The sequence below is a fragment of the Nocardia sp. NPDC004340 genome, assembly GCF_053602575.1.
This window is the reverse complement of sequence record NZ_JBSGDW010000003.1, coordinates 471,650-495,445: the sequence shown is the minus strand read 5'-3', so window position 1 is coordinate 495,445 and position 23,796 is coordinate 471,650. Positions and strand designations below refer to the sequence as shown.

Annotated in this window: 23 protein-coding genes; 10 read left to right on the top strand and 13 right to left on the bottom strand. The window is 68.7% G+C overall.

The features are described 5' to 3' along the window. The first annotated feature begins 5 nt into the window (after positions 1-5). Positions 6-833, top strand: coding sequence for an SDR family NAD(P)-dependent oxidoreductase (locus ACWEOI_RS14365; RefSeq protein WP_433666137.1), 828 nt, complete (start codon positions 6-8; stop codon positions 831-833). 312 nt (positions 834-1,145) lie between these two features. Next, on the top strand, positions 1,146-2,036 hold the full coding sequence (locus ACWEOI_RS14360; RefSeq protein ID WP_433666136.1) for an SAM-dependent methyltransferase: 891 nt from the start codon (positions 1,146-1,148) through the stop codon (positions 2,034-2,036). A gap of 18 nt (positions 2,037-2,054) precedes the next feature. Here ACWEOI_RS14360 and ACWEOI_RS14355 read toward each other — a convergent pair whose 3' ends face one another. Next, a complete protein-coding gene (locus ACWEOI_RS14355) occupies positions 2,055-2,207 on the bottom strand; it encodes a hypothetical protein (RefSeq protein WP_433666135.1) in 153 nt (50 codons plus the stop codon). Positions 2,208-2,225: 18 nt separating this feature from the next. On the opposite strand from ACWEOI_RS14355, the gene ACWEOI_RS14350 reads away from it, so the two are divergent. Then, positions 2,226-2,879 (top strand): hypothetical protein, encoded by a 654-nt coding sequence (locus ACWEOI_RS14350; protein WP_433666134.1) that lies wholly within the window; start codon positions 2,226-2,228, stop codon positions 2,877-2,879. 123 nt (positions 2,880-3,002) lie between these two features. Here the strand turns inward: ACWEOI_RS14350 and ACWEOI_RS14345 are convergent, their stop codons facing one another. Then, positions 3,003-3,218, bottom strand: a complete 216-nt coding sequence (locus ACWEOI_RS14345; protein ID WP_379277067.1) for a hypothetical protein — start codon at positions 3,216-3,218, stop codon at positions 3,003-3,005. Between the two features lie 424 nt (positions 3,219-3,642). On the opposite strand from ACWEOI_RS14345, the gene ACWEOI_RS14340 reads away from it, so the two are divergent. From ACWEOI_RS14340 to ACWEOI_RS14325, 4 genes are all read left to right on the top strand, one after another. Next, positions 3,643-4,827: an SPFH domain-containing protein gene (locus tag ACWEOI_RS14340; protein ID WP_433666133.1), complete on the top strand. Its 1,185-nt coding sequence runs from the start codon at positions 3,643-3,645 to the stop codon at positions 4,825-4,827. A gap of 636 nt (positions 4,828-5,463) precedes the next feature. Continuing rightward, complete coding sequence (locus tag ACWEOI_RS14335) at positions 5,464-6,765, top strand: hypothetical protein (RefSeq protein ID WP_452359859.1); 1,302 nt, start codon at positions 5,464-5,466, stop codon at positions 6,763-6,765. Between the two features lie 21 nt (positions 6,766-6,786). Further along, complete coding sequence (locus ACWEOI_RS14330) at positions 6,787-7,287, top strand: hypothetical protein (protein WP_433666131.1); 501 nt, start codon at positions 6,787-6,789, stop codon at positions 7,285-7,287. A gap of 189 nt (positions 7,288-7,476) precedes the next feature. Beyond that, on the top strand, positions 7,477-9,906 hold the full coding sequence (locus ACWEOI_RS14325) for a sulfatase-like hydrolase/transferase (RefSeq protein ID WP_452360147.1): 2,430 nt from the start codon (positions 7,477-7,479) through the stop codon (positions 9,904-9,906). A gap of 57 nt (positions 9,907-9,963) precedes the next feature. Here the strand turns inward: ACWEOI_RS14325 and ACWEOI_RS14320 are convergent, their stop codons facing one another. Together ACWEOI_RS14320 and ACWEOI_RS14315 are read right to left on the bottom strand one after the other, a co-directional pair. Continuing rightward, positions 9,964-10,824, bottom strand: coding sequence for a putative protein N(5)-glutamine methyltransferase (locus tag ACWEOI_RS14320; protein ID WP_452359858.1), 861 nt, complete (start codon positions 10,822-10,824; stop codon positions 9,964-9,966). Between the two features lie 57 nt (positions 10,825-10,881). Further along, positions 10,882-11,742, bottom strand: coding sequence for a YdcF family protein (locus ACWEOI_RS14315; RefSeq protein ID WP_433666129.1), 861 nt, complete (start codon positions 11,740-11,742; stop codon positions 10,882-10,884). A 283-nt stretch (positions 11,743-12,025) separates the two neighbouring features. Here ACWEOI_RS14315 and ACWEOI_RS14310 point away from each other — a divergent pair, with 283 nt between their 5' ends. Beyond that, positions 12,026-12,874 (top strand): tetrahydrofolate dehydrogenase/cyclohydrolase catalytic domain-containing protein, encoded by an 849-nt coding sequence (locus ACWEOI_RS14310; RefSeq protein WP_433666128.1) that lies wholly within the window; start codon positions 12,026-12,028, stop codon positions 12,872-12,874. A 111-nt stretch (positions 12,875-12,985) separates the two neighbouring features. Here ACWEOI_RS14310 and ACWEOI_RS14305 read toward each other — a convergent pair whose 3' ends face one another. Continuing rightward, on the bottom strand, positions 12,986-13,732 hold the full coding sequence (locus tag ACWEOI_RS14305; RefSeq protein WP_433666127.1) for a L,D-transpeptidase family protein: 747 nt from the start codon (positions 13,730-13,732) through the stop codon (positions 12,986-12,988). A gap of 229 nt (positions 13,733-13,961) precedes the next feature. Next, positions 13,962-14,600, bottom strand: a complete 639-nt coding sequence (locus ACWEOI_RS14300; protein WP_433666126.1) for a cyclodeaminase/cyclohydrolase family protein — start codon at positions 14,598-14,600, stop codon at positions 13,962-13,964. A 169-nt stretch (positions 14,601-14,769) separates the two neighbouring features. Here ACWEOI_RS14300 and ACWEOI_RS14295 point away from each other — a divergent pair, with 169 nt between their 5' ends. Continuing rightward, on the top strand, positions 14,770-15,807 hold the full coding sequence (locus tag ACWEOI_RS14295) for an LLM class F420-dependent oxidoreductase (protein WP_433666125.1): 1,038 nt from the start codon (positions 14,770-14,772) through the stop codon (positions 15,805-15,807). A gap of 102 nt (positions 15,808-15,909) precedes the next feature. On the opposite strand, the gene ACWEOI_RS14290 is transcribed toward ACWEOI_RS14295, so the two are convergent. From ACWEOI_RS14290 to ACWEOI_RS14260, 7 genes are all read right to left on the bottom strand, one after another. Continuing rightward, positions 15,910-16,239 carry an STAS domain-containing protein gene (locus tag ACWEOI_RS14290; RefSeq protein WP_452360146.1) on the bottom strand — a complete coding sequence of 110 codons (330 nt, stop codon included), beginning with the start codon at positions 16,237-16,239 and terminating at the stop codon, positions 15,910-15,912. Positions 16,240-16,387: 148 nt separating this feature from the next. Then, entirely contained in the window at positions 16,388-18,697 is a 2,310-nt protein-coding gene (locus ACWEOI_RS14285; RefSeq protein WP_433666124.1) for a SpoIIE family protein phosphatase, read from the bottom strand. Between the two features lie 7 nt (positions 18,698-18,704). Then, positions 18,705-19,358 (bottom strand): SpoIIE family protein phosphatase, encoded by a 654-nt coding sequence (locus tag ACWEOI_RS14280; RefSeq protein ID WP_433666123.1) that lies wholly within the window; start codon positions 19,356-19,358, stop codon positions 18,705-18,707. Next, the gene (locus tag ACWEOI_RS14275) at positions 19,351-19,764 is read right to left on the bottom strand and encodes an ATP-binding protein (RefSeq protein WP_357085914.1); all 414 of its coding nucleotides are present in this window, start codon (positions 19,762-19,764) and stop codon (positions 19,351-19,353) included. Before ACWEOI_RS14275 ends, ACWEOI_RS14280 begins: the two co-directional genes overlap by 8 nt. Further along, entirely contained in the window at positions 19,754-20,143 is a 390-nt protein-coding gene (locus tag ACWEOI_RS14270) for an STAS domain-containing protein (RefSeq protein ID WP_357085279.1), read from the bottom strand. The genes ACWEOI_RS14275 and ACWEOI_RS14270 overlap by 11 nt, the downstream gene beginning before the upstream one ends. A 14-nt stretch (positions 20,144-20,157) precedes the next feature. Continuing rightward, complete coding sequence (locus ACWEOI_RS14265) at positions 20,158-21,051, bottom strand: STAS domain-containing protein (protein WP_357284127.1); 894 nt, start codon at positions 21,049-21,051, stop codon at positions 20,158-20,160. A 165-nt stretch (positions 21,052-21,216) separates the two neighbouring features. Further along, positions 21,217-21,717 carry a MarR family transcriptional regulator gene (locus tag ACWEOI_RS14260; RefSeq protein WP_433666122.1) on the bottom strand — a complete coding sequence of 167 codons (501 nt, stop codon included), beginning with the start codon at positions 21,715-21,717 and terminating at the stop codon, positions 21,217-21,219. Between the two features lie 216 nt (positions 21,718-21,933). Here ACWEOI_RS14260 and ACWEOI_RS14255 point away from each other — a divergent pair, with 216 nt between their 5' ends. Then, positions 21,934-23,610 (top strand): fumarate hydratase, encoded by a 1,677-nt coding sequence (locus ACWEOI_RS14255; RefSeq protein ID WP_452359857.1) that lies wholly within the window; start codon positions 21,934-21,936, stop codon positions 23,608-23,610. Positions 23,611-23,796 lie beyond the last annotated feature (186 nt).

Below are 23,796 nucleotides of genomic sequence, written 5' to 3'. Positions count from 1 at the left end.
GGGTTATGAAGACCGTTGCCGGAAAGCGGGTCCTGATCACGGGCGCCGCCATGGGTCTGGGCAAGTCGTTCGCGCAGCGGGCGGTGGCCGAACAGGCCGCCGACGTGGTGCTGTGGGACATCAACGAGGTGACGCTGAAAGAGACCGCGAAAGAGCTCGCGGCCCTCGGTGGCAGCCGCATCCACCACTACGTGGTCGACGTGTCCGACCGTGACGCCATCACCGAGGCGGGCGCGGCGGTGCGCGCCGAGGTCGGCGGCATCGACGTGCTGGTCAACAACGCGGGCATCGTGCGCGGCAACGGTTACTTCTGGGAAACCGACAACCGCGCCGACATCGACAAGACCATGGCGATCAACTCCCTCGCCCCCATGTACATCGCCCTCGAGTTCCTGCCCGCCATGGTCGCCAACACCGGCGTCGAGGCGCGCGTGCTCAATATCGCCTCCTCCGCGGGCCTGGTCTCCAACCCGCGCATGAGCGTCTACGCCGCCTCCAAGTGGGCGGCGCTGGGCTGGTCGGACTCGGTCCGCCTGGAACTCGAGCAGTCCGGCACCGACCACGTGCGGTTCACGACCGTCTGCCCGACCTACATCAACACCGGAATGTTCGACGGCGCCAAGGGCTTCTGGTTCACCCCGATCCTGGAGCAGGAGGAAGTGGTCGACACCTCCTGGTCGGAGATGAAGAAGGGCTCCGCCCTGGTGGTCCTGCCCTGGACCTCCCGCCTCAACCGCGCCATCTCCGGCCTGCTGCCGCTGAAGCTGCGCGACTTCTACCTCAACACGGTGGGCGTCTATCACTCGATGGACGAATTCACCGGGCGCAAGTAGGGATTCGCGCCGAACGACGAACGCGCTGCGGCGCGACGCACCGACACCACCCGTCCGTCAGGTCGGGTGGTGTTCGCTATCAGGTCCCGGTATGGATCGATACGGAACGCACCCGGGCCTCGCACGCCTCCCATCGTGCAGATTGCCAGAATATTGCTGAATTCCGTATCGGATCGCACGAGATCTGGCTGCGGTGGGTGTCCAGTCGGTTGCCGGAGCTTCCGTATGGGCGCAGAATCGACTGGGTGGTGATCGGGCGATGCCTCGCCCGGGCTAGTTCGGACGATCTCTGACACCAGTGGGGTGACCTTGATGCGAACCGACGGGGACAGCTGGGACATTGTGACGAGCGTGGGCCTGACCGCCTTGGGCGTCGCCACGTTCCGCGCGCTCGAGACGATCGATCCCGAGCCGATGATCCGCGACGACTACGCGGCCTGGTTCGTCGAAGCGGCCGGTGAACCGCACTTTCTGGGCATCCTGGCCGACCCGGAGTCGGTGGGCGATGTCCGGCGGTTCGGGCGGTTCATGGGTGTCCGGACCAGGTATTTCGACGAGTTCTTCGCCGCGGCGTTCCAGGAGGGTGTGCGGCAGGCGGTGATCCTGGCGTCCGGTCTGGACGCGCGGGCGTACCGGCTGGATTGGCCCGCGGGCGCGGTGGTCTTCGAGATCGATCAGCCTCGGGTGCTGGAGTTCAAGGACCGGGTCCTCGCCGAGCACGGCGCGGTGGCCAAGGCCGATCGCCGCGTGGTTGCGGTCGATCTGCGCGACGACTGGCCCGCCGCGCTGACTGCCGCCGGATTCGATCCGGGTCAGCCGACGGCGTGGTCGGCCGAGGGGCTGTTGCCGTTCCTGCCGGGTCCCGCGCACGACGCGTTGTTCGAACGCATCGACGCGCTGTCCGCGCCCGGCAGCAGCGTGGCCACCGACGACTTCGCCCGCACCGTGGACCCGCAGAACTTCGCCGATACGGAGGAGAAGTTCTTCGGCAGCAACCCGTTCGGCAGCCTGGACGTCAGCGACCTCTTGTACGACGACGCCCGCGCCGATCCGTGCGACTGGCTGGCGCGGCACGGCTGGACGGTCCACATGACCACACCGGTCGACCTCGCCGCCGACTACGCCCACCCGATCACCGACATGCCCGCCGAATTGCTCGACCTCATGCGCCAAGCGCACTACGCGCGCGCCGAAAAGCGGTGAACCAGAACGGTCTCGGCCCTATTCGGGGCGATCGTTGAGGCGGGCGTGGAGCCGGTCGCGGATCTCGTCGGGCGTGTAGGCGCGGCGTTTGCGTTCGGAGCGAACGATCACCACTCCGGTCGCGGCGACTCCCGCGGCTCCGGCCAAGCCGAGCACCTTCCACCATCGCATGCGCCTAGGCTAGCTGTTGTGTCACGCGAAGCGGTGTCGAGTATCGGTTTGGACGAAGCGGCGGAACTCACCAGGACCGGGGATCTGTGGTTGTTCCGTGGGCATTCCGGTGCGGACCGCGCGATCCGCGGACTGACCAACAGCCCCGTCAACCACGTGGGCATGGCGGTGGTCATCGACGACCTTCCGGCGCTGATCTGGCACGCCGAGCTCGGCCGGTCGCTGCCCGACGTCTGGTCCGGAAACAACCACCGCGGCGCGCAGCTGCACGACCTGCGGGCCGCGGTCATGCGCTGGGGCAACGACTATGAGCAGCAGGCCTGGACCCGGCAGTTGGATCGCCCGGTCACCCGCGAGATGGAAGACGCCGCGCTGCGCACGGTGGCCCGGCTCGATGGCATGCCGTTTCCCTCCACGACCGCGCTCGCCGGCCGGTGGCTGCGCGGCCGAGTCCCCCGGCCGAAACGATCCGGTACGCCCGAAACCACTGCGGGACTGGAGAACGCGTACTGCGCGGAGATCGTCGCCATGACCTACCAGGCCATGGGTCTCCTGCCGGAGAAGCGTCCGAACTGGTACGACCCGGGCAGGTTCTGGAGCGGAGACAACCTCCGTCTCGCCGACGGCTACCACCTCGGCGGCGAAATCGAGGTGAAGGTACCCACCCCCTGATCGCGCCCGCGCCACGAACGGGTCGCTGCCGCACGGTGTTCCGGCGGTCGCGGGTTGGTCCGGGAATGACGGCGGCCCGCTCGATCGGAATCGGGCGGGCCGTCGCAGGTGCGGCAGTCGGGGTTACGGCCAGCACCAGTCCAGGGTGGCGGAGCCGGGGGTCGGGATGTGGAGGCAGATGGTGATCGAGATGTAGGGGGCGTCGATGTTCTGCAGCGCCGCGGGCTGGGCGGGGGCCGGGGCAGCGGGCTCGGCCGCCGAGGCGGACGGGGCTGCGAGGGTCAGCAGCGGAACTGCGAGTGCGGCTACTGCTGCCGAGCGGGCGATGGATGCCAGCATCTGGGTTCTACTCCTCCAGGTCGCGACTATGGCGGCGCCAGATGGTTGCTGTCAGTGGCGTATGACAGGCCAAAAGGGCCGTGAGCGCTACGTTAACACCGGAAATATGGGTTGCTGAGAAGTTTCTCTGTCTCTTGTCCGTGTTGACACTCGCCAGTGTCTACACCGCGATCAACTGCGGGTGACAGGCCATCGGCGGGTATGCCCCGGCGAGGTGCTCGATCCGGATCGGCCGTGTCCGCGTCGACGCGCGGGCACTGATAGGCGACCCGGGTGGAAAGGGTGTGGGGCACAGGGTCGTACGGGATCATTAACGCTGCCCGTGGTTCGCTCGATAGCCACGTGACGGTGACTGGCGCGTCGCCGTCCTGTGCCATACTCGGCCGGGGCGGAGGGTCGCGCCCGAGGGAGGAAAGAGAACTCGATGGGTCTGTTCGACATGATTCGCGGCGAATTCGTCGACATCATCGAATGGCTGGATGACAGCCGGACCACGCTGGCGTGGCGGTTTCCGCGGTATGAGAACGAGATCAAGAACGGCGCGGAGCTGATCGTCCGGGAGGGGCAGCAGGCCGTCTTCGTGTATCGGGGTCAGCTCGCCGACAAGTACGGTCCCGGGCATTACACGCTGACCACCGAGAACATGCCGATCATGTCCACCCTGCAGGGGTGGCGGCACGGGTTCAACTCGCCGTTCCGGTCCGAGGTGTACTACGTCAATACCCGCGCGGTCACCGATATGCGGTGGGGCACACCGCAGCCCGTCACCGTGCGCGACCCCGACTTCCGGATGGTGCAGATCCGCGCCAACGGCACCGCGAACGTGCGGGTCACCGATATCGAGGTGTTCCTGCGGCAGATGATCGGCACCAATGCCGAGGTCGACGCCGAGGCGCTCAGCGAGCAGTTGCGGGCCAATGTCGCGCTGGCGTTCTCCGACATGGTGCTGGCCAGCGGGCTGGGAGCCATCGACCTGCAGGGCCGCCAGGTCGAATTGTCCGACAAGCTGCGCGAATTCGTGGGCCAGCGACTGTCCGGCTTCGGTGTCGGGGTCGAGGGCGTCACCATGAGCATCTCGCTGCCCGAGGAGATCCAGCAGGCCATGACGCGCGGCGTCGCGCGCGGTGTCGAGGCCGGCGGGTTCATGAACAATGTCGACCTCAACCGGTACCAGCAGATGCAGGCCGCCGACGCCATGCTCGCCGCCGCCCAGAACCCCGGCGGGGGAATGGGAGCCGCCATGCAGGCCGGCATGGGTGTCGTGCTCGGCGGGCAGATGGCGGGCGCCATGCAGGGCAGCATGCAGCCGCAGCCCGGCTACGGCCAGCCCCAGCAGGGCGGTTACGCCCAGCCCGCGCCGCAGCAGGCCCCGCCGCCGCTGCCGGGCCAGCAGCAGTTCCACTTCGATAATGGCGGCCAGGCCGCGGGCCCGTTCCCGATCGACCAGCTACGCCAGTACGTTTCGGGCGGACAGCTGACCCGCGACACCAATGTGTGGGCGGAGGGCATGCCGGGCTGGGCCCCGGCCGCCACCGTCCCCGCGCTGCAGTCGCTCTTCGCGACCCCGCCGCCGCTGCCCGGCACTCCGCCGCCGCTGCCCCCGCAGTAACGGCGACCACCGCACCCGGATCCGCCCGGACCACCCGTCGGCCCTGACAGCCGACGGGTCGGTTCGCCGTACCCGAATCCGGTCACCCGCCCGATCGAACGCCCGACGACTCGGTGCGTCCCGAAACACCTTCCACCGCAATGGCGTGACCGTCGAGTCCGCCGCACCGAGTGAGCGCACATGAACGACCACCAGCCCCCACAGCGCCCCGCGGGCCCGCCCCCGCTCCCCGGCGGCGACGCCGCCCCGCACACCGCCGAACCCCGCCAGTGGACCCCTCCCGTCGCGGCCGACCCCGGCGACGCGGCGACCCCGTCCGGCCCGCCGCCCCTCCCGGGCGCCGCACAGCCCGGACGGACGATGCCACCGCCGATGCCCGGCGCGGGAAACCCTGTGCCGCCCCCGCTTCCGCCGCGCGGCGCGACCGGTGTCCCGCCCATGCCCCAGGGTGCCGGGATGCCCCCGCACGGTGCCGTCGCCCCTCCGCCCCTGCCGGGGACAGCGGGATCCCCTGTGCCCCCGCCGCTTCCGAGCTCGGGAGTCGGCCACAGTGGAGTTCCGTCGATGGCCCAGGGGGGAGCGGTGCCACCGCCGCTTCCGGGTGGATTCGCGCCCCATGCGCCGATGCAGGCGCCGATGGGTGCGATGCCGCAGCCGATGGTCGTGGCTCCGGTGTTCGTTCCCGCGGTGGGCGAGCCCGAGCAGGGGGCGGGAGGTCCTGGGCCGCAGGCGCAGCCGGTGGCGCCGGATCGGGCCATGTTGCACGGCACCGAGATGACTCGGACGTATCCGTGTTCGGCGTGCGGGGCGCAGCTGGTGTTCGATCCGGCGGGCCAGGATTTGTTGTGCCCGAGTTGCGGGAACCGGTCGCCGGTGACCGCGCCGAACGTGCCGGTGCAGGCTCGGGAGTTGGGGCCCGCGATGGCGGCGCTGCGGGAGTTGCAGGGGCAGGCGGCGGGGCCGCGGGTGACCGGCGAGTGGGAGGTGAAGTGTCAGAACTGCGGTGGGACCACGGGATTCAATGGGAGTCTGACCGCCACTCGATGCCCCTACTGCGCGACCCCGATTCAGCGCGATGACGTGCACAATGCGCCCGCCCGGCTGCCGGTGGACGGTGTCGTGCCGTTCCTGGTAGGGGAGAAGCAGGCTCGGGAACTGGTCGAGAAGTGGGTGTCGAAGCGGTGGTTCGCGCCGTCGAACTTCCGGAAGTACCGGCGGATCGGGGCCTTCTCGAGTCTGTACACCGCGTACTTCACCTATGACGCCGATACCGCGAGCTGGTATCAGGGTGAGCGCGGCGACGACTATCAGGTGCGGGTCGGCACCGACGAGGACGGCGATCCGATCTACGAGACCCACACGCGATGGCATTCGGTGGCCGGTGAGGTCGGCAACGACTTCGCCGATCTGCCGGTGCTGGCCAACGAGAATCTGAACCGGGACCGGATCCGGTCGCTGGAGCCGTGGCCGGTGGAGCAGGCGCGCGCCTACTCGCCGGAGTTCGTGGCCGGGCACCTGTGCCGCACCTACGACAAGGACGCCGAGGAGTCGTTCCCGGAGGCGCAGCAGCGGATCGAGTCGGCCATCGAGTCGAGCGTGCGCGCCGACATCGGCGGCGACCATCAGCGCATCCACGAGCTGAACACCAACTGGAACTGGCTGGCGTACAAGCATGTGCTGCTGCCGATCTGGCTGCTGACGGTCGTCTACATGGACAAGACCTACCAGGTGTACATCAACGGCCTGACCGGGCAGGTGTCCGGCGACCGGCCGTGGAGCAAGGCGAAGATCATCGCCGCGATCGTGGCCGTGCTCGCGGTGATCGTCGCGGTGGTGGTGGCGTTCGCGGTCGCGCGCGGGCATCACACGCCGAGCCGTCATCCGAGCGGGCCGAGCCACTCCACCGTCGTGCCCACGCGCCCCACCACCCATCGATAACCGAGCAGAGCGGAACCGACCGTGTTGATCTTCGTAGCCGTCGCGCTGATCCTGATCGCGGCCGTGGCCGGTGGCATCGTCCTGGTGTCGCGCAGCCAGCGGGCCTCGACCGCCACCGCCAACCAGGTGGTGCCGGGCATGCCGACCCGCGCCCCGGCCTCGTGGGCGGGCTCGCACGACCCGGAGCCGCGCCTGCACCGTCGCCTGCGCGACGCCATCCGGGCCCTGCACACCGCCGACGCCCTCGACGACGCCACCACCATCGTGTTGCGCGCCGAACTCGAGCAGGCCGCACTGGCCTGGGACGACCGGTTGGTCGCCATGGCGGCCCTGCCCGCCGCCGCGCTGACCGAGCAACGGGCGACCGCCACCCAGGCCGTCGAATCCATCGAAGCCGCTGTGGCGCAATATGTTTCGGCCGCCACCCAGCGCACCGCGGCCGAGGTGAACGCGGGGTTGACGGCGGCGCGGGCGCAACTCGACATCCAGGCCGAGATCCGTAAATCCCTCGAGGCGGGCTGAAGCAGCGGACACACCGTCTCCAGCCGGGGACGACCATTGCACTACCCGAACCACCCGGTGTGCCTTGCACGCTTGCTTCCGATTCGCCTCTAGCCTGCAGTAATGCAGCCGAGCGATGAGGATCAGAACCCAGAGGTCCGATCTGGCCGCGAGACCGGGGATCCGGGCGCCAAAGTGTCCAGGCGCGGGATGCTGCGCGGTATCGCGGCGGCCGGGGCGGGCGCCGCGGTTGCAGGACCACTGCTCGCCGCCTGCGGCAACTCGAAAAGCGACGGGCCACCCGGATACGGGACCGGGATCAACGACGGCTTCGACGGCAAGATCGAACTCGACGTCCGCGACTCCACACCGGACTGGAAGCCGTTCGAGCTGCAGAAAGCCCCGGATGGCGCACCCAACATCCTGGTGATCCTGTTCGATGACACCGGTCTGGCGTCCTGGTCGCCGTACGGCGGGCGGATCAACATGCCGACCCTGCAGAAGCTGGCCGACAACGGCCTGACCTACACCCAGTGGCACACCACCGCGCTGTGCTCGCCCACCCGGTCCTGCTTCCTCACCGGCCGCAACCATCACGTCAACCGTTTCGCGTCGATCACCGAGGGCTCTACCGGATTCCCCGGCTCGGCCGCGCGGCTGCCGGCCCAATGCGCCACTATCGGGCAGGTCCTGCAGGACAACGGCTACAGCACCTTCTGGCTCGGCAAGGAACACAACGTGCCTATAGAAGATGTCTCCAGTGGTGGCAGCAAATCGGAATGGCCGCTGCAGAAAGGGTACGACCGGTTCTACGGCTTCCTCGGCGGCGAAACCAACCAGTGGTACCCGGACCTGGTCGAGGACAACCGGTTCATCGACCAGCCCTACAGCCCCGAGCAGGGCTATCACCTGTCGAAGGACCTCGCCGACAACGCGCTCCGCATGCTGCGCGACCAGCGGTCGACCAATCCGTCGAAGCCCTGGTACATGTGGTTCTGCCCGGGCGCGAATCATGCGCCGCACCAAGTTCCCACCGAATGGGCCGACAAATACAAGGGCAAGTTCGACGACGGCTACGAGGCCTACCGCGACTGGGTGCTGGCCCGGATGATCGACAAGGGCATCATGCCCAAGGGCACGGCGATGACCCCGATCAACCCATTACCCGAGGACGTGGCGGTTCCCGCGGACGCGATGCGGCCGTGGAACACCCTCAATGCCGACGAGAAGCGTCTGTTCTCCCGCATGGCCGAAGTGTTCGCCGGATTCTCCGAATACACCGACACGCAGATCGGGCGCATCATCGACTATCTGGAGCAGACCGGCCAGATGGACAACACCCTCATCTTCTACTGCGCGGACAACGGCGCTTCCGGTGAGGGCTCGCCGAACGGCTCGGTGAACGAGAACAAATTCTTCAATGGCTATCCCGACGATCTCGCCGAGAACATGGCGCTGCTCGACCAGTTGGGCACCCCGGCCACCTACAATCACTACCCGACCGGCTGGGCGGTGGCGTTCTCCACCCCGTTCAAGATGTTCAAGCGCTATTCGGAGTACTCCGGCGGCACCTGCGACCCGCTGATCATCCACTGGCCCAAAGGAATCAAGGCCAAGGGGCAGATCCGGCACCAATATCATCACGCGATCGACATCACGCCCACGATCCTGGATGTCATCGGACTGGAGATGCCGAAGGAATACCGTGGTGTCAAGCAGTACCCGCTCAACGGTGTCTCGATGCGGTACACCTTCGACAACGCCGACACACCCACCACCCGAAAACGTCAGTACTACGAGATGCTGGGCACCCGCGGTATCTGGGAGAACGGCTGGCGGGCATCGGCGCTGCACGCGCCGATCAGCGACAAGGGGCACTTCGACCAGGACAAGTGGGAGCTGTACCACGTCGACGAGGACCGCTCGGAATCGAAGAACCTCGCCGATCAGCATCCGGACAAGCTGAAGGAGCTGATCGCGGCCTGGGACGAGGAGGCCAGGGACAACTTCGTCCTGCCCCTCGACGATCGCACCGCGACCGAACTCCTGGCCGTCGAGCGGCCGAATCCGGAGCCGCCCCGCGACACCTACACCTATTACCCCGATGCCGCGCCCGTGCCCGAGGCCATCGCGGTGAATATCCGCGGCAAGTCCTACAAGATCGTCGCCGATGTCGATCTCACCCCGCAGTCCGAAGGGGTGATCTTCGCGCACGGTTCCCGGTTCGGTGGGCATGTGCTGTTCGTCAAGGACGGTGTGCTGCACTACGTCTACAACTTCCTCGGCATCCCGCCCGAGCAGGATTTCGTCTCGCCACCGCTGCCGACGGGCAAACACACGGTGGGCATGGAATTCGTGCGGGACAAGGCCGGCCAGCACGGCGAATCCTTGGGCACCACAACGCTCTACGTCGACGACAAGCCGGTTGCGACCGGACCGATGCGGGCCCAGGCCGGCACCTTCACCCTGACCGGCGACGGGCTCTGCGTCGGTTACGACAGCGGGGACAACGTCTCCCAGCAATACCGGCACCCAGGGACGTTCACCGGAGGCACCGTTTACCGCGTCATCGTGAGTGTCGGCAAGGAGTCCTACAGCGACCTGCAGCGCGACGCGGCCAGAGCATTCGAAACCGACTGAGCGACGAACGGATCCGGGCCGAACGACACCGCCGGCCGGCGGCCTGTACGTCGCCGGCTAGCGTTTCATGGCCGGATCGGTTGCCGAACGCGGTGCCCGGGTGCCGATGACCACGGTCGCGCCCATGTCTTCGCACTCCGCGATTCGAGCGGTGAGGCCGTGCTCTCGCATGATCACCGCGGCGGCCGGAGCCTGCTCCTCGCTCTCCTCGACCAGTAGATGGCCGCCGGGAGCGAGCCAGTCGCGCGCGACGGTCGCGATGCGTCGCAGGACATCCAGCCCGTCCTCGCCGCCGTCCAGGGCCCGGCGAGGTTCGTGATCCCGGGCTTCCGGCGGCATCCCGGCGATGTGCTCGGAGGGCACGTAGGGCGTGTTCGCGAGCAGGATGTGGACGCGCCCACGAAGATCCGAGGGGACCGCGTTGAAGAGGTCGCCTTCGACCACGCGTGCGCTGACCGTCGCGAGGTTCTCCCGCGCGCAGGCCACGGCCGCCGGTTCGATATCGGATGCGGTGAGGTCGACCCGAATCCCTTGCTCCGCGAGCTCTCTCACGAAGGACATGCCGAGCGCCCCACAGCCGCAACACATATCGAGCGCGATCAGCGGCTCGTCGGCAGCGGCGCCGACTCGGTCGGATCGGATGACGGTGCGGCCCAGGGCTACTGCCTGTTCGACGAGGAATCCGGTGCGCTGGCGGGGTACGAAGACGCCCGGGGCGACGGCGACGCGGAGGCCGCGGAACTCGGCCCAGCCGAGCAGGTGTTCGAGGGCGAATCCGGCGATGCGTTGGGCGACAAGCGCTTCCAGGTGGTCGCCGTCGGTTGCCGCGCCGAGCAGGAGGGCGGCCTCGTCCTCGGCGAAGACGCAACCGGCCGCACGCAGGCGTGCGACCAGGGTGTCGGTGTCGGAAGCGGTCACCGCGTCATTGTGCACGTCCGGACCCGCGCGGCGCGCGAGCGGGTCCGGACGGGAGGGTCAGCGTTCGGTGGGGATGCGCAGGGTCCGGGTGGTGTCGAGGTAGATGCCGCGCTGCCCGCTGCGGGCGGGCGGCGGCAGCTGGGAGACGAGCTGCTCGAGGGAGGTGGTGGCGCCGACGACCGGCATGCCCGCGACGATGAAGTCGGCGACCGCGCGGCGGATGTGGTTGGGGGAGGTGACCACGATGGCGCTGGTCGCGCCCGCGTCGCGCAGCATCTGCACGCCGAACAGCGCGTTCTGGACGGTGGAGCCGGCGCGGTGGTCGGTGAGGATGCGGTTGGCGGGGATGCCGTGGCCGATCAGCCAGCCCTGCATGGCCGCCGCCTCGGTGACGCCGCTCTGCGGGTTGCCGCCGGTCACCAGGATGGGGGAGAAGGGGGAGGCGAGGGCCTGTAGCCAGGCGGCCTGGAGGCGGTTCACCAGTTCGGGGCGCATGGCCCCGTCGGGGAGCAGGCCGTAGCCGAGCACCGCGATGCCGGTCTGCGGGCCCGCGATGGCCGGGATCGGGTTGGGCAGGGTGCCGACGGCGGCGCCGATGGCGCGGAACAGGTTCCGGGTGCCGTCGGCGAGTCGCCCGTCGACGCCGTTGAGGCGGTTCATCGCCAGCTCGCGGGTGATGATGTCGCCGGCGTAGTCCGACCAGATCGCCTGCAGGGCCAGCGCCTGCGCGTCATCCGGTGATTCACCGAGCAATTGGCGCAGGTCGGCCAGGCCGGCCGCCTCGTTGCCGCTGGTGAAGTTGTCCTGTGCGGAGTTGAACAGCGCCGCGGGATCCGCGTGCGCGGTGCCGGTGCCGAGGATGGCGATGGTCGCGGCCGCTGCCGCGAGCAGGGTGGGAAAGCGCCTGGCGATCTGCACTGCTGTCGACCTTTCGGAGGGTGTCACGCATGCGTTTGCTGGCAAATCAATGAAGTAGCTAGTTATTGGCCCAGTGCTGGATGGAGACACGATACGACTGAACACGGCGGTTGTCGGGTATTTGCCCATTTGAATTCGCGAGTTCGGTCCTGGCGGGCCCGGGAACGCGCCGCCCGCGCTCCGGACAATGCGGACGCACCAGACCGGACATATCGGCGTTCCGGGCGGACATTGCGGACACGTGGGACGGGGACGGTCCCGGCGCCGGATAAGCTGTGCACCCGTGGATACGACTTCGCTCATCGGCAAGGAACTCGCCGCCGCCATCAACGCCGACACCAAGCAGCGCGCCGCCGCCCTCGCCGAGCAGGGCGCCGCACCGCGCCTGGCGCTCGTGATCCCGAACGACGACCCGGCCAGCGCCTGGTACGTGAAGTCGCTCAACCGCGCCGCCGAGCGCAATGGAATCACTTGCGAGAACATCGATCTCGGCGTCGACGCCACCGCCGAGGAGATCCGCGCCAAGCTCATCGAGCTCTCCGGGGACGCCTCGGTCGACGCGATCATGCTGCAGACCCCGCTGCCCAAGGGCGTCGGCCTCGACGACGTCAGCTCCGCCATCGCCGCTGGCAAGGACGTCGACGGCGTGAGCCCGCTGTCACTGGGCCTGCTCGCCGCCGGTCTGCCTGGCTTCCCGCCGGCCACCTCCGAGGCGGTCGTGGAACTGGCGAAGTTCCACCAGGTGCCGCTGGAAGGCCGTCACGTCGCGGTGGTCGGCCGCTCCAACGTGGTCGGCAAGCCGCTGCTGCAGCTGCTGCTGGCCGAGAACGCGACCGTCACCATCGCGCACTCCCGCACCACCGACCTGCCTGCCGTCACCTCGGCCGCGGATGTCGTGGTCGCCGCGGTCGGCCGCGCGGGCCTGATCACCGCCGACCACGTGCGCGAGGGTGCGGTCGTCATCGACGTCGGCACCAACGAGGACGACAACGGCAATATCACCGGCGACGTGAACGCCGAGTCGGTCACCGGCAAGGCCGCGGCCCTGAGCCCGGTCCCCGGCGGCGTCGGCCCGGTCACCACCGCGCTGCTCATGCGCCACGTGGTCCAGGCCGCCGAATCCGGCCGCTGATCCCGGACGGAAGCCGCTGATCCCGGATAGAAATCAGGGAGCGCCCGGCGCGGGAATCGGTCCGATTCCGCGCGCCGGGCGCTCCCTGAACTCGTTTCTAGAGGTGGTGCCTCACCAGTGGGTGGTGACGGGGTCGCCGACGGAGACGTTGTCGTAGTACCACTCGGCGTCGGCGGGTGCGAGGTTGATGCAGCCGTGGCTGACGTTCGAGTTGCCCTGCGAGTCCACCGACCAGGGGGCGGAGTGGACGTACACGCCGCCGGAGGTCAGCCGTTCGGCGAACTCACCGGTGATCAGATAGCCCTCGGGATCGTTGAGCGGGATGCCGATGGTCCGCGAGTCGAAGGTGACCGACCGCTCGCGCGACATCACCGGGAAGGTGCCGACCGGGGTCTCACGGCCCGGCTTGCCCATGGACGCGGGCATCGTGCGGGCCACGCCGTTGACCCACACCGTGAACGTGTGCGCCGACATGTCGGCGTCCGCGGTGGTGCCGCCATTGGTCTGGAACTTGATGTGATCGTGACCTGCCGAGACCGTGATCGGCGAGGACACGGGTAGATAGCGCGTGGGGGTCCACACCAGTTGCCGGTCGTCGAGCCAGGAGAACTGTCCCGCGAGGGAATTCTCGGCCTTCACGTCGACCGAGCGTTCGGCCTTGGCGCGGTCGGTGACGGCTTCCGCGAACTGGACTGTCACGGGAGCTGCGATACCGACCACCTGGCCGGGGCCCGGCGAGATCGCCTGGACCGCTGGGAGATTGGATGCCGGGAGGGCCGCGCCGGCGGCTCCGGAACCGAACGCGGCCGCCGCGGCGACAAGGCTTGCGACGAACAGAGAGCGAATCGCTTTCCGCATTCTTCCGTCCCTTCGAGAGGGTGTGGGGCTTGGTTACTCAGACTATGACTTGATCTTGAGTTCCATCCGGAAATGTTTCCGGTTCGTGACAATTGTACCGGCGTGGGTATTTTGTCGTTTTCGGGTAGGGGGGTAGTGGAGGGTCCGGAAGCAACCGCGCAGGTGGCGCAACGAAACGGTGCCCCGTTCCGGCTCGGAACGGGGCACCGCGACAGGCGGATCAGCGTGATCAGCGGGTGATGGCCGCCACAACGTCGTCGTGCAGCGCGTCGGCGCGCGCGATGACTTCCTCGATCTGCTTCAGCACCGGAGCGAACTCCGCGCCCGCGCCCGGGTCGAGCGAAGCCACATTGATCGCGATGTTCAGCTGCGAGCTGGCGGCCGCCGAACGCGCGCAGTCGGCCGCCGCACCGATATCGGTCACCACGTTCGGGTTGCCGATGGGCAGCAGTTCCGTTGCGAGGGAGACGATCTCGTCAGCCTCGGTGACCACGGCGGCCGGCACCCGGGCGGCCTGCAGCAACGCGGCGGTGATCGCCTCGCCGCGGGCGGCCTGCTCGGCCTCGGACTCCTTGGGCAGCTTGTAGGCCGCCCCGACCGCGGTGAAGGCGGCGGCGTCGGCGTCGGCCAGCGCCAGCGAGCGCTCGCGGGCGGTGTCGGCCGCGGCGATGATCCGGTCGATGACCGGGCGATTGTCGGCGTCCTTGGCCCGGGTGGTGTAGCGCGCCACCATGGCGACGAGGGCCGCGCCCTGGGCCGCGTGCAGCGCCGCGACCGCGCCGCCGCCGGGCGCCGGCACCTTGGCGGCCAGCTGGTCCAGGTACCCCCGCAGTGTCGAGTCACCGAACGTGGTGGTGTCCTGAGTCATGCGGGGTGGCCTCCCTTGGCAGTCCTGCTGGCAATACCCGGAATTCGGGTGATTTCGCCGCCCACGCTACCGGCCGCCGCGCCACCGTCGGCAACCCGCCCGCTGTCACTTCGCCAATACGGCGACCCGCCCGCTGGGGGTATGCAAATAGTTGGGTATTGTCCGGACCATGCGTATCGGACTGTCGATCAATTACACCGACGGCTTCAAGGAGATCGCCGCCGAGGTCGCCGACCTCGAGCGGGCGGGCCTGGACATCGTGTTCGTGCCCGAGGCGTATTCGTTCGACGCGGTGAGCGCGCTGGGCTACCTGGCCGCGAAGACCGAGCGGGTGCAGCTGGCCTCCGGCATCCTGCAGCTCTACACCCGGACCCCCACGCTGACCGCCATGACCGCGGCCGGCCTGGACTACGTCTCCGACGGCCGCTACATCCTCGGCCTGGGCGCCTCGGGCCCGCAGGTGATCGAGGGCTTCCACGGCCTGCCCTACGACGCGCCGATCGGCCGCACCCGCGAGGTGCTCGAGATCTGCCGCAAGGTGTGGAAGCGCGAGCGCCTGGAATACAACGGCAAGTACTACAACATCCCGCTGCCCGAGGGCGAGGGCACCGGCCTGGGCAAGCCGCTCAAGCTGATCAATCACCCTGTGCGCGACAACATTCCGGTGCTGCTGGCCGCGCTCGGCCCGAAGAACGTCGAGCTGGCCGCGGAGATGGCCGAGGGCTGGCAGCCGATCTTCTTCCTGCCGGAGAAGGCCGACGCGGTCTGGGGCGACTCGGTGAAAGCCGGTCTGGCCAAGCGTGATCCGGCGCTGGGCAACCTCGACATCTACGCCGGTCCGGCCCTGGCCATCGGCGACAATGTGGATGGCTGGCGCGACGGCATCAAGCCGCACCTGGCGCTCTACATCGGCGGCATGGGCGCCAAGGGCAAGAACTTCTACCACGCGCTGGCCACCAAGTACGGCTACGGCGCCGAGGCGGACCGCATCCAGGAGCTGTACCTGGCGGGCCGCAAGGAAGAGGCCGCCAAGGTGGTGCCGGACGATCTGGTCCGCGACGTCAACCTGATCGGCTCGGCCGGGTTCGTGAAGGAGCGGGTCGCCGCGTTCCGCGAGGCCGGCGTCACCGTCCTCAATGTGGTGCCGATGGCGGGCACCCCCGCCGAGCGGGTGAAGCTCATCGAGCAGCTGCGCGAGCTCCTCTGACAGCTCCGTATGAACAATGAAGCCGAGTCCGGGTGATCCGGACTCGGCTTCGTCGTTTCGGAGGAGGGGTGCGCCCGCGCCACACACGCCGGACGCACCGGCTCAGCGCAGCGAACCCAGCGCGTCGTCGAGGGTGGAGTGCAGCGAGAACACCTGGTCCAGGCTGGTCATCTTCAGCTGCCGGCTGGTGGCGGGCCCGTCGGCCACCACGACCAGGCGGGTGCCGCCGGCCCGCTTGTGCACGCTGACCAGGACCGCCATCCCCGCCGAGGCGAGGAAGCTGACGGCGGTCAGGTCGATCACGAGGGCGGCGGGCGCGGCGGCCAGGGCGGTGTCGAGGGCGCTCTCCAGTGCGGAGGCGGTCGCCAGGTCGACTTCGCCGGTCACGGTGAGGACGGTGGCCTCGTCGGTGCGGGTGACCGAGGTGGTCATCGTTTCGGCGAAGGGGTGGCCGTCTGCGGAATTAGTGGTCACGTTGTTCAAATCTGCCATGATCCGTCCGTTCGTGCTGCATCGTTTGCCACATCGGCACTGGCTCGCAGGTGGGCCGCCTGCCGAAGGCGTGACGGCAGGCCCTGATTCACATTCTCCCGGCCGCGGAGAAGGACGCGGCCACGAGTCTCACCGACATCCGGACCAGCGTGCCCGGCCCGGAATGGTCGATATCGAGCTGATCGGTGAGCGCCCGCATCATGGCGATCCCGCGGCCGCGGTTGCCCGGGTCCGCGGGCAGCGGCCGCCACACGCCGGTGTCGGACACCTCGATGGTGAGGGTGTCCACGCCGCTGTCGGCGCACAGCCGGACCCGGCCGGGCTCGCCGCCCAGGTACGCGTGCTCGATGCTGTTGCTGCACGCCTCGTTCGCCGCGGACACCAGGTCCACGGCCAGATCGTGCGGAACGGCCGCGGCGGTCAGCCAGGTGCGCAGCGCGCGCCGCAGCTGCGACAGCTCCCGGGCGTCGGCGGGCACGTCCAAGCGCAGCGGCTTGGGCGGCTGCCGGTACACCACCATGGCGACGTCGTCGTCGTAGCCGCCGGTGGGGCGCAGCCGCGACAGCACCGAATCGGACACCTCGCGCGGCAATTGCGCTGCCACACGCGACAATTCGTCGGCCAGTTCCACGAAGCGGTCGTCGATGTCGACGCCGCGCTGCTCCACCAGACCGTCGGTGAACAGCACCAGCGTCGCGCCGGGCGCCATGGCGGTGGTGGCCTCCGGGCGGCGCGGAATGTCGAAGGTGGCCAACGGGAACGCGCGCCCGCCCTCCAGCAGCCGGCCCTGTTTGCCGGGCTCGGCCAGCACCGGCGGCATGTGCCCGGCATTGGAGTAGCGCACCAGCCCGCGCACCGGATCCAGGATGGCGGCGCACACCGTCGTGCACATGGCCCCGGGAATCCGGGCGGCCACGGTGTCGAGTTCGGCCAGCAGCTGCGCCGGGCCCGCGCCGCGCAGGAGCAGGGCTCGTGCGGCGGTTCGCAATTGGCCCATCACCACCGCCGCGGACAGGCCACGTCCGACGCAGTCGCCGACCACCACGCCGATCGCGCCGTCCTCCAGCCGCACCACGTCGTACCAGTCGCCGCCGATCTCGAGCGGCGGCAGCGCGGGCTCGTAGTGCACCGAGAACCGCGGCGGCAGTTCGATCGGGCCGAGCATGGCGCGTTGCAGGGTCAGGGAGGTGGAGCGGGCCTGGTCGAAGTTGCGGGCCCGCTGCACCGCCAGGCTCAGATGCCCGATCAGCAGCGAGAACAGCGCCCAGTCGCCGGGCGTGATCACCCGCGGCGCGGAGAAGCGCAGCCACAGCGCCGAATCCGCGCTCTCGCCCAGCGGCGCGACGATGCCCTCGGAGCTGGACACGTCCTCCGGGATCGCGAACATGCTGCGGCCGGGCTGCAATCGGGCCCGGTCGAGCAGGGCGCGGGCGCGGGCGTCGAGCACGCGGCGCGACTCGGCGCCGCCGAGAGTTTCCGCGTCGCCGCTGCCGGGCCGCCGGATGGGCTGGGTGATGTGCGGGGCCAGGCCCGTCGCGGTGTACTGATTGTCCTCGGACACATACAGTTCCGGTCCGGTGTGGTGACTGGGCCACACCGAGACGACCGCGGCCTCCGCGCCGACCGCGCGGCGCAGCTCCTCGAGCCCGACGGTGAGCACCTCGACCACGCTGGTGGCCGCGCCGACCGCCGTGGCCAGCCGCGACACCGCCTGATCGCGGGCCTGGGCGTCGTGCTCGGCGGTGACGTCACGCAGCGTGCCGACGAAAACCCGTTCCCCGTTCTCGGGTTTCACCAGTGAGGACGTCGACACCGCCAGCCACAGCTGCCGCCCGTCCCGGTGCCGGATGGGCATCACGAACCGGGCGGCCTCGGTGCCCAGGTCCGGGTAGCGCGGCGACTCGGGGACGGTCCAGGGATGGGGGAGCGGGTACGGGATGCCGTCGGGGCCGTAGCCGGTGAGCGCGCCGAACGCCGAATTGACCTCGATCAGCGTGCCTTCGGCGTCGACGACGAAGAACCCGTCCTGCAGCGACTCCACCAGCGCGGTCCGGAAGGCGTCGCGGCCCGCGAGATCGTCGGCGCGCGAACGCTGTTGCTCGTAGCGGCGGGTGCCGTCGAGGAAGCCGCGGGTGGCCACGTCGAGCGCCGCCATGGTCTGGAGCAGGAACTCCAGGGCGGCCTCACCGCGATCGGTGCCGTCCGGCGCGGGACCCAGCCCCTCCTGTTCGAGCAGCCGGTAGTGGTGCTCGGTGAGGTCGAGGATGCTCACCCCCTCCACCAGTGCGCGGCGGCCGAGCTCGTAGCCCTCGGCCAGGGTGTTCTGATCGGGGGCGCGCAGGTGCAGTCGCAGCGCGGCGGCGTACGCCTCGCGGAAAGCGGCCAGTACCGCGCTCACTACGGCCTCATGGCTTCACACTCGGAATGGGTTGGGAGGGATGGGATTGCCCGCGGTGGCGGGCCGCCAGCACCAGCGCGTCGTCGGTGTCCTTGGCGTGGCGGGCCAGTATCTCGGCGGTGATCTCCGAGGTCGGCTTGGACAGGTCGACGGCGTCGGCGAAGTTCGAGGTGATGCCGTCGGTCGACATCAGCAGCAAGTCGCCGGGTCGCACCGGCACCGTCTGCGGTTGCAGGTTCGGCGGCAGCAGATAGCCGACGATGCCGCCCGAGAGCAGGACCGTCGCCCGGATGGCGGGCTTGCCGGGAGCCGCGGCCACGATGCGGGATTCGACATTGCCGACCCCGAGCCAGTGCACCCGGTCGCGAGAATCGAACAGCGCCAACGAGACCGCCGCGCCGCGGGTGTCGCTCATGGCCCGGTGGCACAGCAGCATCAGCACGTCCAGGGGCTCGGCGCGGTTCTCGGAGAGCACCTGCGCGGCCCGATCCGAGGCGTCCGCCGCGGCCGCGCCGTGGCCCAGACCGTCCAGCACGGCGAAGAGCACGGAACCGCCGCCCGCGTCCAGCACCACCGAGCGGTCGCCCGAAACCCGTTGCCCGGGTAGGGCGCGTCCGGCGACGGCCCATTCGACCGCGCCGACGTAACCGTCCTCACGCACCGTTGGGCACCCACTTCCACATCTCGACGAGGGTGCCCTGGCCGGGCTGGGAATTGATGACCATGCCGTCCATCAGGCGCCGTGAGCCCGGAAGGCCCAGGCCCAGACCGCGTCCGGTGGAATAACCGTCCTCCATGGCACGTGGAATGTCGGGAATGCCGGGACCATTGTCTTTGGCCTGCACCACCATCGAGCGCCGGCCGTCCCGATCCTGTACGGCCAGCCGGATCTCCCCGGTGCCGGCGTAACTGGTGATATTGCGCGCCACTTCGGAAATGGCCGTCGCGATCATGGTGCGATCGGAGAGCGAGAAGCCGAGTTTGGCAGCCAACTCCAGCCCCGCTTGCCGAGCGGTCACGATGTCGTTGGACACGGTCACCGCGATCACCACGTCGTCAGCGGCCACGATCACGACCGTCTCGTTGACCTCTGCCCTTGATTTTGTCGTTCAGCCAGAACAAGCCCTCTTCGAGGTCCAGCGCGGTGTGCATGCCCTCGAAGGTGAGTCCCAATTGCACCATGGCGAAAGCGACTTCGGGTTGCAGGCCGACGATGACCGTCTCCGCGCCGCGCAGCTTGGTCATGTGGGCGATGGTACGCAGCGATCTGGCGGCAAAGGAGTCCATTACGTCGATTGCGGTGACATCGACGATGATGCCCTGTGCGCGATATCTGCTGACATAGGTCATCAAATCGTCTTGCAGGCGTTCGGTATCGGCATCGGTGAGCGCTGATTGCACCGACGCGATGAGATAGGTGCCCTGCTTCAGAATGGGTACCGGCATGTGCCCCGCCCTGGTTACCGTCCGTCGCGGTCGGTGACGCGCGACACTTCGTAGCCGAGCAGCCGCTCCGCTTCCTCGATGCCACCCTGGAGGTCACCGACGGCATTCATCTTCGACAGATCCAGGCCGATGGTGACCAGGGTAAGCGCGATCTCCGACGACAGGCCGGTAATGATGACATTGGCGCCCATCAGGCCCGACGCGTCGACGGTCTGCACCAGGTGGTTGGCCACCGTGGAGTCGATCGCGGGCACACCGGTGATGTCGATGACGACGACCTTGGCGCGGTTGGCGCGAATGGCGCGCAGCAGCTGCTCGGTGAGCTGCCGGGCGCGCTGCGAGTCCAGCACACCGATGATGGGGAGGATGAGCAGCTGCTCACGCACCTGGAGCACCGGGGTGGACAGCTCGCGAATCGCCTCCTGCTGCTGGCGGATGACGCGCTCGCGCTCCTGCACGAAGGACACGGCCACGGTGTTGGCGATCCGGTTCGCGGCGGGTTCGTAGGCGTCGAGCACCAGCTTGAGCAGCTCGAAGTCGGACTGGTACTTCTCGAAGAGGCTGCGCGCCAGCACGTCTCGCAGCAGGAGCACGATTCCGACGACCTCGTCGGTCTCGACGCCTCGTGGGATGATGCGTTCGGACAGGTCGCGCGCGTAGGCCTGCAGCGCCTCGACGCTACCGGTCTCGAGCACCTCGACGTAGTTGTCGTAGACCGAGGTCGCTTCGGAGAAGATCTCCTCGGGGGTCATGGCGGTGAGCAGCTGGGCATCGGTGATGCGACGGGCCCACTCCTCGCGCAGTTCGGTGCGGTTCTGCCGCAAGTGCTCGACGAGCTGCGGGAGCAGATTGTCGACGGAATTCGCGGGCAGCGAATCCGCCGAGAGACCGATGGACACGTCGGACATGGAAACTCCTGCCCCTTTCGCTAAGGCCAGGTCGGGTGCTCACTTCCACGACCGTAGCCAGCCGTGTGCTCGGTGCCGACCCACATGGGAAGCCGGTGCCGAGCCTAGTCTTACCCACTACCCGATGGGTGCCAAACCAAACCGAGGTGGGCAGGCGATTTCGTGTCAGGTGTGCTGCTCACGGGTCTCGGCCCGGCCGAGTGAGGGTTCGGTGCCGCGATGATGGGCCAGCAGGGTGTCGTAGATGTCGGCCAATGCGGCCAGCTGGCCACGATCGAGCACATCCACCATGTGGCGGCGAACACTGTCCACGTGCGCGGGCGCGGCCGAATCGAGCACGTGCACACCCTTGTCGGTGAGCACCGCCGCGGTGCGGCGCGCGTCGTCGGGAATCGACTCGCGCGCCACCAGCCCGCGCTTCTCCATCCGCGTGATCTGATGCGACAACCGGCTCTGCGACCACTCCAGCACCGCCGCCAGCTCGGCGAAGGAGCGCCGGTGATCCGGGGCGTCGGCGAGCCGGGCCAGCACGGTGTACTCCACATAGGTCAGATTGGATTCGCGTAGGGAATCGCGTCCGACCGCGGCGGCGATCAGATCGCGGGTGAACACGAATCCGAGCCACGCGCGCATCTCGACATCATCGAGCCAACGGGTCTGCGCCACAGTTCCACTCCAGGGTTCCGCCACCATGCTAAGTCCTCCCCGCCGCCGACAAGCACATCATGGACAGGTAACACCTGCTCGGTTGAAGGTGCAACCTGTACCTGTGCGGGGCCCGCAACCCGTACCTGTCGGCGGGGGCGCGGCGGGTGCTGGATAGAGTCACTGTGCTTGAACCGTCGGCTGACCAGCCCCAGCCCTGCTCGAGGAGTCCGATTCGTGACCGCGCCTGATTTCCTGTACTCGGATCTGCTGCCCATCGGTAAGGACGACACGCCGTACCGGTTGCTCACCACCGAGGGCGTGAGCACGTTCGAGGCGAACGGGCGCACCTTCCTGCAGGTCGATCCCGAGGTGCTGCGGATGCTGACCGCGGAGGCGATGCACGACATCAGCCACTACCTGCGGCCCGCGCACCTCGCGCAGCTGCGCAAGATCATCGACGATCCGGAGTCCAGCGGCAACGACCGGTTCGTGGCCTTGGATCTGCTGAAGAACGTCAATATCTCCGCGGGCGGGATCCTGCCCATGTGCCAGGACACCGGCACCGCCATCGTGATGGGCAAGAAGTCCGAGGGTGTGCTCACCGGAGTCGATGACGCGGAATGGATTTCGCGCGGTGTGTTCGACGCCTACACCAAGCTGAACCTGCGCTACTCGCAGCTCGCGCCCATCAATATGTGGGACGAGAAGAACACCGGCAACAACCTGCCCGCGCAGATCGAGCTGTACTCCAACCAGGGCGATCCCGCGCAGCCGTCGTACAAGTTCCTGTACATGGCCAAGGGTGGCGGCTCGGCCAACAAGTCGTTCCTGTACCAGGAGACCAAGGCGATCCTGAACCCCGATCGCATGCTGGAGTTCCTGGACGAGAAGATCCGCTCGCTGGGCACCGCGGCCTGCCCGCCGTACCACCTGGCGGTCGTGATCGGCGGCACCTCGGCCGAATTCGCGCTGAAGACGGCCAAGTACGCCTCGGCGCACTACCTGGACAACATGCCCACCGAGGGCTCGATGGCCGCGCACGGCTTCCGCGACCTCGAGCTCGAGGAGCAGGTCTTCAAGCTGACCCAGTCCTTCGGCATCGGCGCGCAATTCGGCGGCAAGTACTTCTGCCACGACGTGCGTGTCATCCGCCTGCCGCGCCACGGCGCGTCCTGCCCGGTCGCCATTGCCGTGTCCTGCTCGGCGGACCGTCAGGCGCTGGCCAAGATCACCCCCGAGGGCGTGTTCCTGGAGCAGCTGGAACGTGAACCGGCGCAGTACCTTCCGGAGCAGACCGACGCCATCCTCGGCGGCGACGTCGTCAAGATCGACCTGAACCGGCCGATGTCGGAGATCCGCGACGAGCTCTCCAAGTACCCGGTCAAGACCCGCCTGTCGCTGACCGGCCCGCTGGTCGTGGCCCGCGACATCGCGCACGCCAAGGTCAAGGAGCGCCTCGACGCGGGCGAGCCCATGCCGCAGTACATGCGCGACATGGCCGTCTACTACGCCGGTCCGGCCAAGACCCCCGACGGCTACGCGTCGGGCTCGTTCGGCCCCACCACCGCGGGCCGCATGGACTCCTACGTCGACCAGTTCCAGGCCGCGGGCGGCTCGCACGTCATGCTGGCCAAGGGCAACCGCTCCGCGCAGGTCACCAAGGCGTGCAAGGAGCACGGCGGCTTCTACCTCGGCTCCATCGGCGGCCCCGCCGCGCGCCTGGCGCTGGACTGCATCAAGTCGGTCGAGGTCCTCGAATACCCTGAGCTCGGCATGGAAGCCGTGTGGAAGATCGAGGTCGAGGACTTCCCCGCCTTCATCGTCGTCGACGACAAGGGCAACGACTTCTTCGCCGAGACCTCGAAGCCGATCGCGTTGCGCGTGCGCGAGCGCTCCAAGGAGCGCGTCTAACCAGCAGGAGGCAGGCGGATGCGGTATTCGGACAACCTCGAGCCCCGGTGGAACACCGCCGGGCGCACGGCCACCGCACCCGCCGCCCTCGGGCCCCGATCCTTCCGGCGCGGGGCCACCCTGCTCGGGTGCGCCGCCGCGCTGACGGTGGCGGCGCTGACCCCGGCGGTCGCCCACGCCGCCCCG

What these genes read in the sequence shown, in the direction of transcription:
- ACWEOI_RS14365 (WP_433666137.1), top strand. Translation starts at nt 6, where the DNA reads ATGAAGACCGTTGCCGGAAAGCGGGTCCTGATCACGGGCGCCGCCATG.
- ACWEOI_RS14360 (WP_433666136.1), top strand. Translation starts at nt 1,146, where the DNA reads ATGCGAACCGACGGGGACAGCTGGGACATTGTGACGAGCGTGGGCCTG.
- ACWEOI_RS14355 (WP_433666135.1), bottom strand. Translation starts at nt 2,207, where the DNA reads ATGCGATGGTGGAAGGTGCTCGGCTTGGCCGGAGCCGCGGGAGTCGCC.
- ACWEOI_RS14345 (WP_379277067.1), bottom strand. Translation starts at nt 3,218, where the DNA reads ATGCTGGCATCCATCGCCCGCTCGGCAGCAGTAGCCGCACTCGCAGTT.
- ACWEOI_RS14340 (WP_433666133.1), top strand. Translation starts at nt 3,643, where the DNA reads ATGGGTCTGTTCGACATGATTCGCGGCGAATTCGTCGACATCATCGAA.
- ACWEOI_RS14335 (WP_452359859.1), top strand. Translation starts at nt 5,464, where the DNA reads ATGGGTGCGATGCCGCAGCCGATGGTCGTGGCTCCGGTGTTCGTTCCC.
- ACWEOI_RS14325 (WP_452360147.1), top strand. Translation starts at nt 7,477, where the DNA reads ATGCTGCGCGGTATCGCGGCGGCCGGGGCGGGCGCCGCGGTTGCAGGA.
- ACWEOI_RS14305 (WP_433666127.1), bottom strand. Translation starts at nt 13,732, where the DNA reads ATGCGGAAAGCGATTCGCTCTCTGTTCGTCGCAAGCCTTGTCGCCGCG.
- ACWEOI_RS14300 (WP_433666126.1), bottom strand. Translation starts at nt 14,600, where the DNA reads ATGACTCAGGACACCACCACGTTCGGTGACTCGACACTGCGGGGGTAC.
- ACWEOI_RS14295 (WP_433666125.1), top strand. Translation starts at nt 14,770, where the DNA reads ATGCGTATCGGACTGTCGATCAATTACACCGACGGCTTCAAGGAGATC.
- ACWEOI_RS14290 (WP_452360146.1), bottom strand. Translation starts at nt 16,239, where the DNA reads ATGACCACCTCGGTCACCCGCACCGACGAGGCCACCGTCCTCACCGTG.
- ACWEOI_RS14270 (WP_357085279.1), bottom strand. Translation starts at nt 20,143, where the DNA reads ATGCCGGTACCCATTCTGAAGCAGGGCACCTATCTCATCGCGTCGGTG.
- ACWEOI_RS14265 (WP_357284127.1), bottom strand. Translation starts at nt 21,051, where the DNA reads ATGTCCGACGTGTCCATCGGTCTCTCGGCGGATTCGCTGCCCGCGAAT.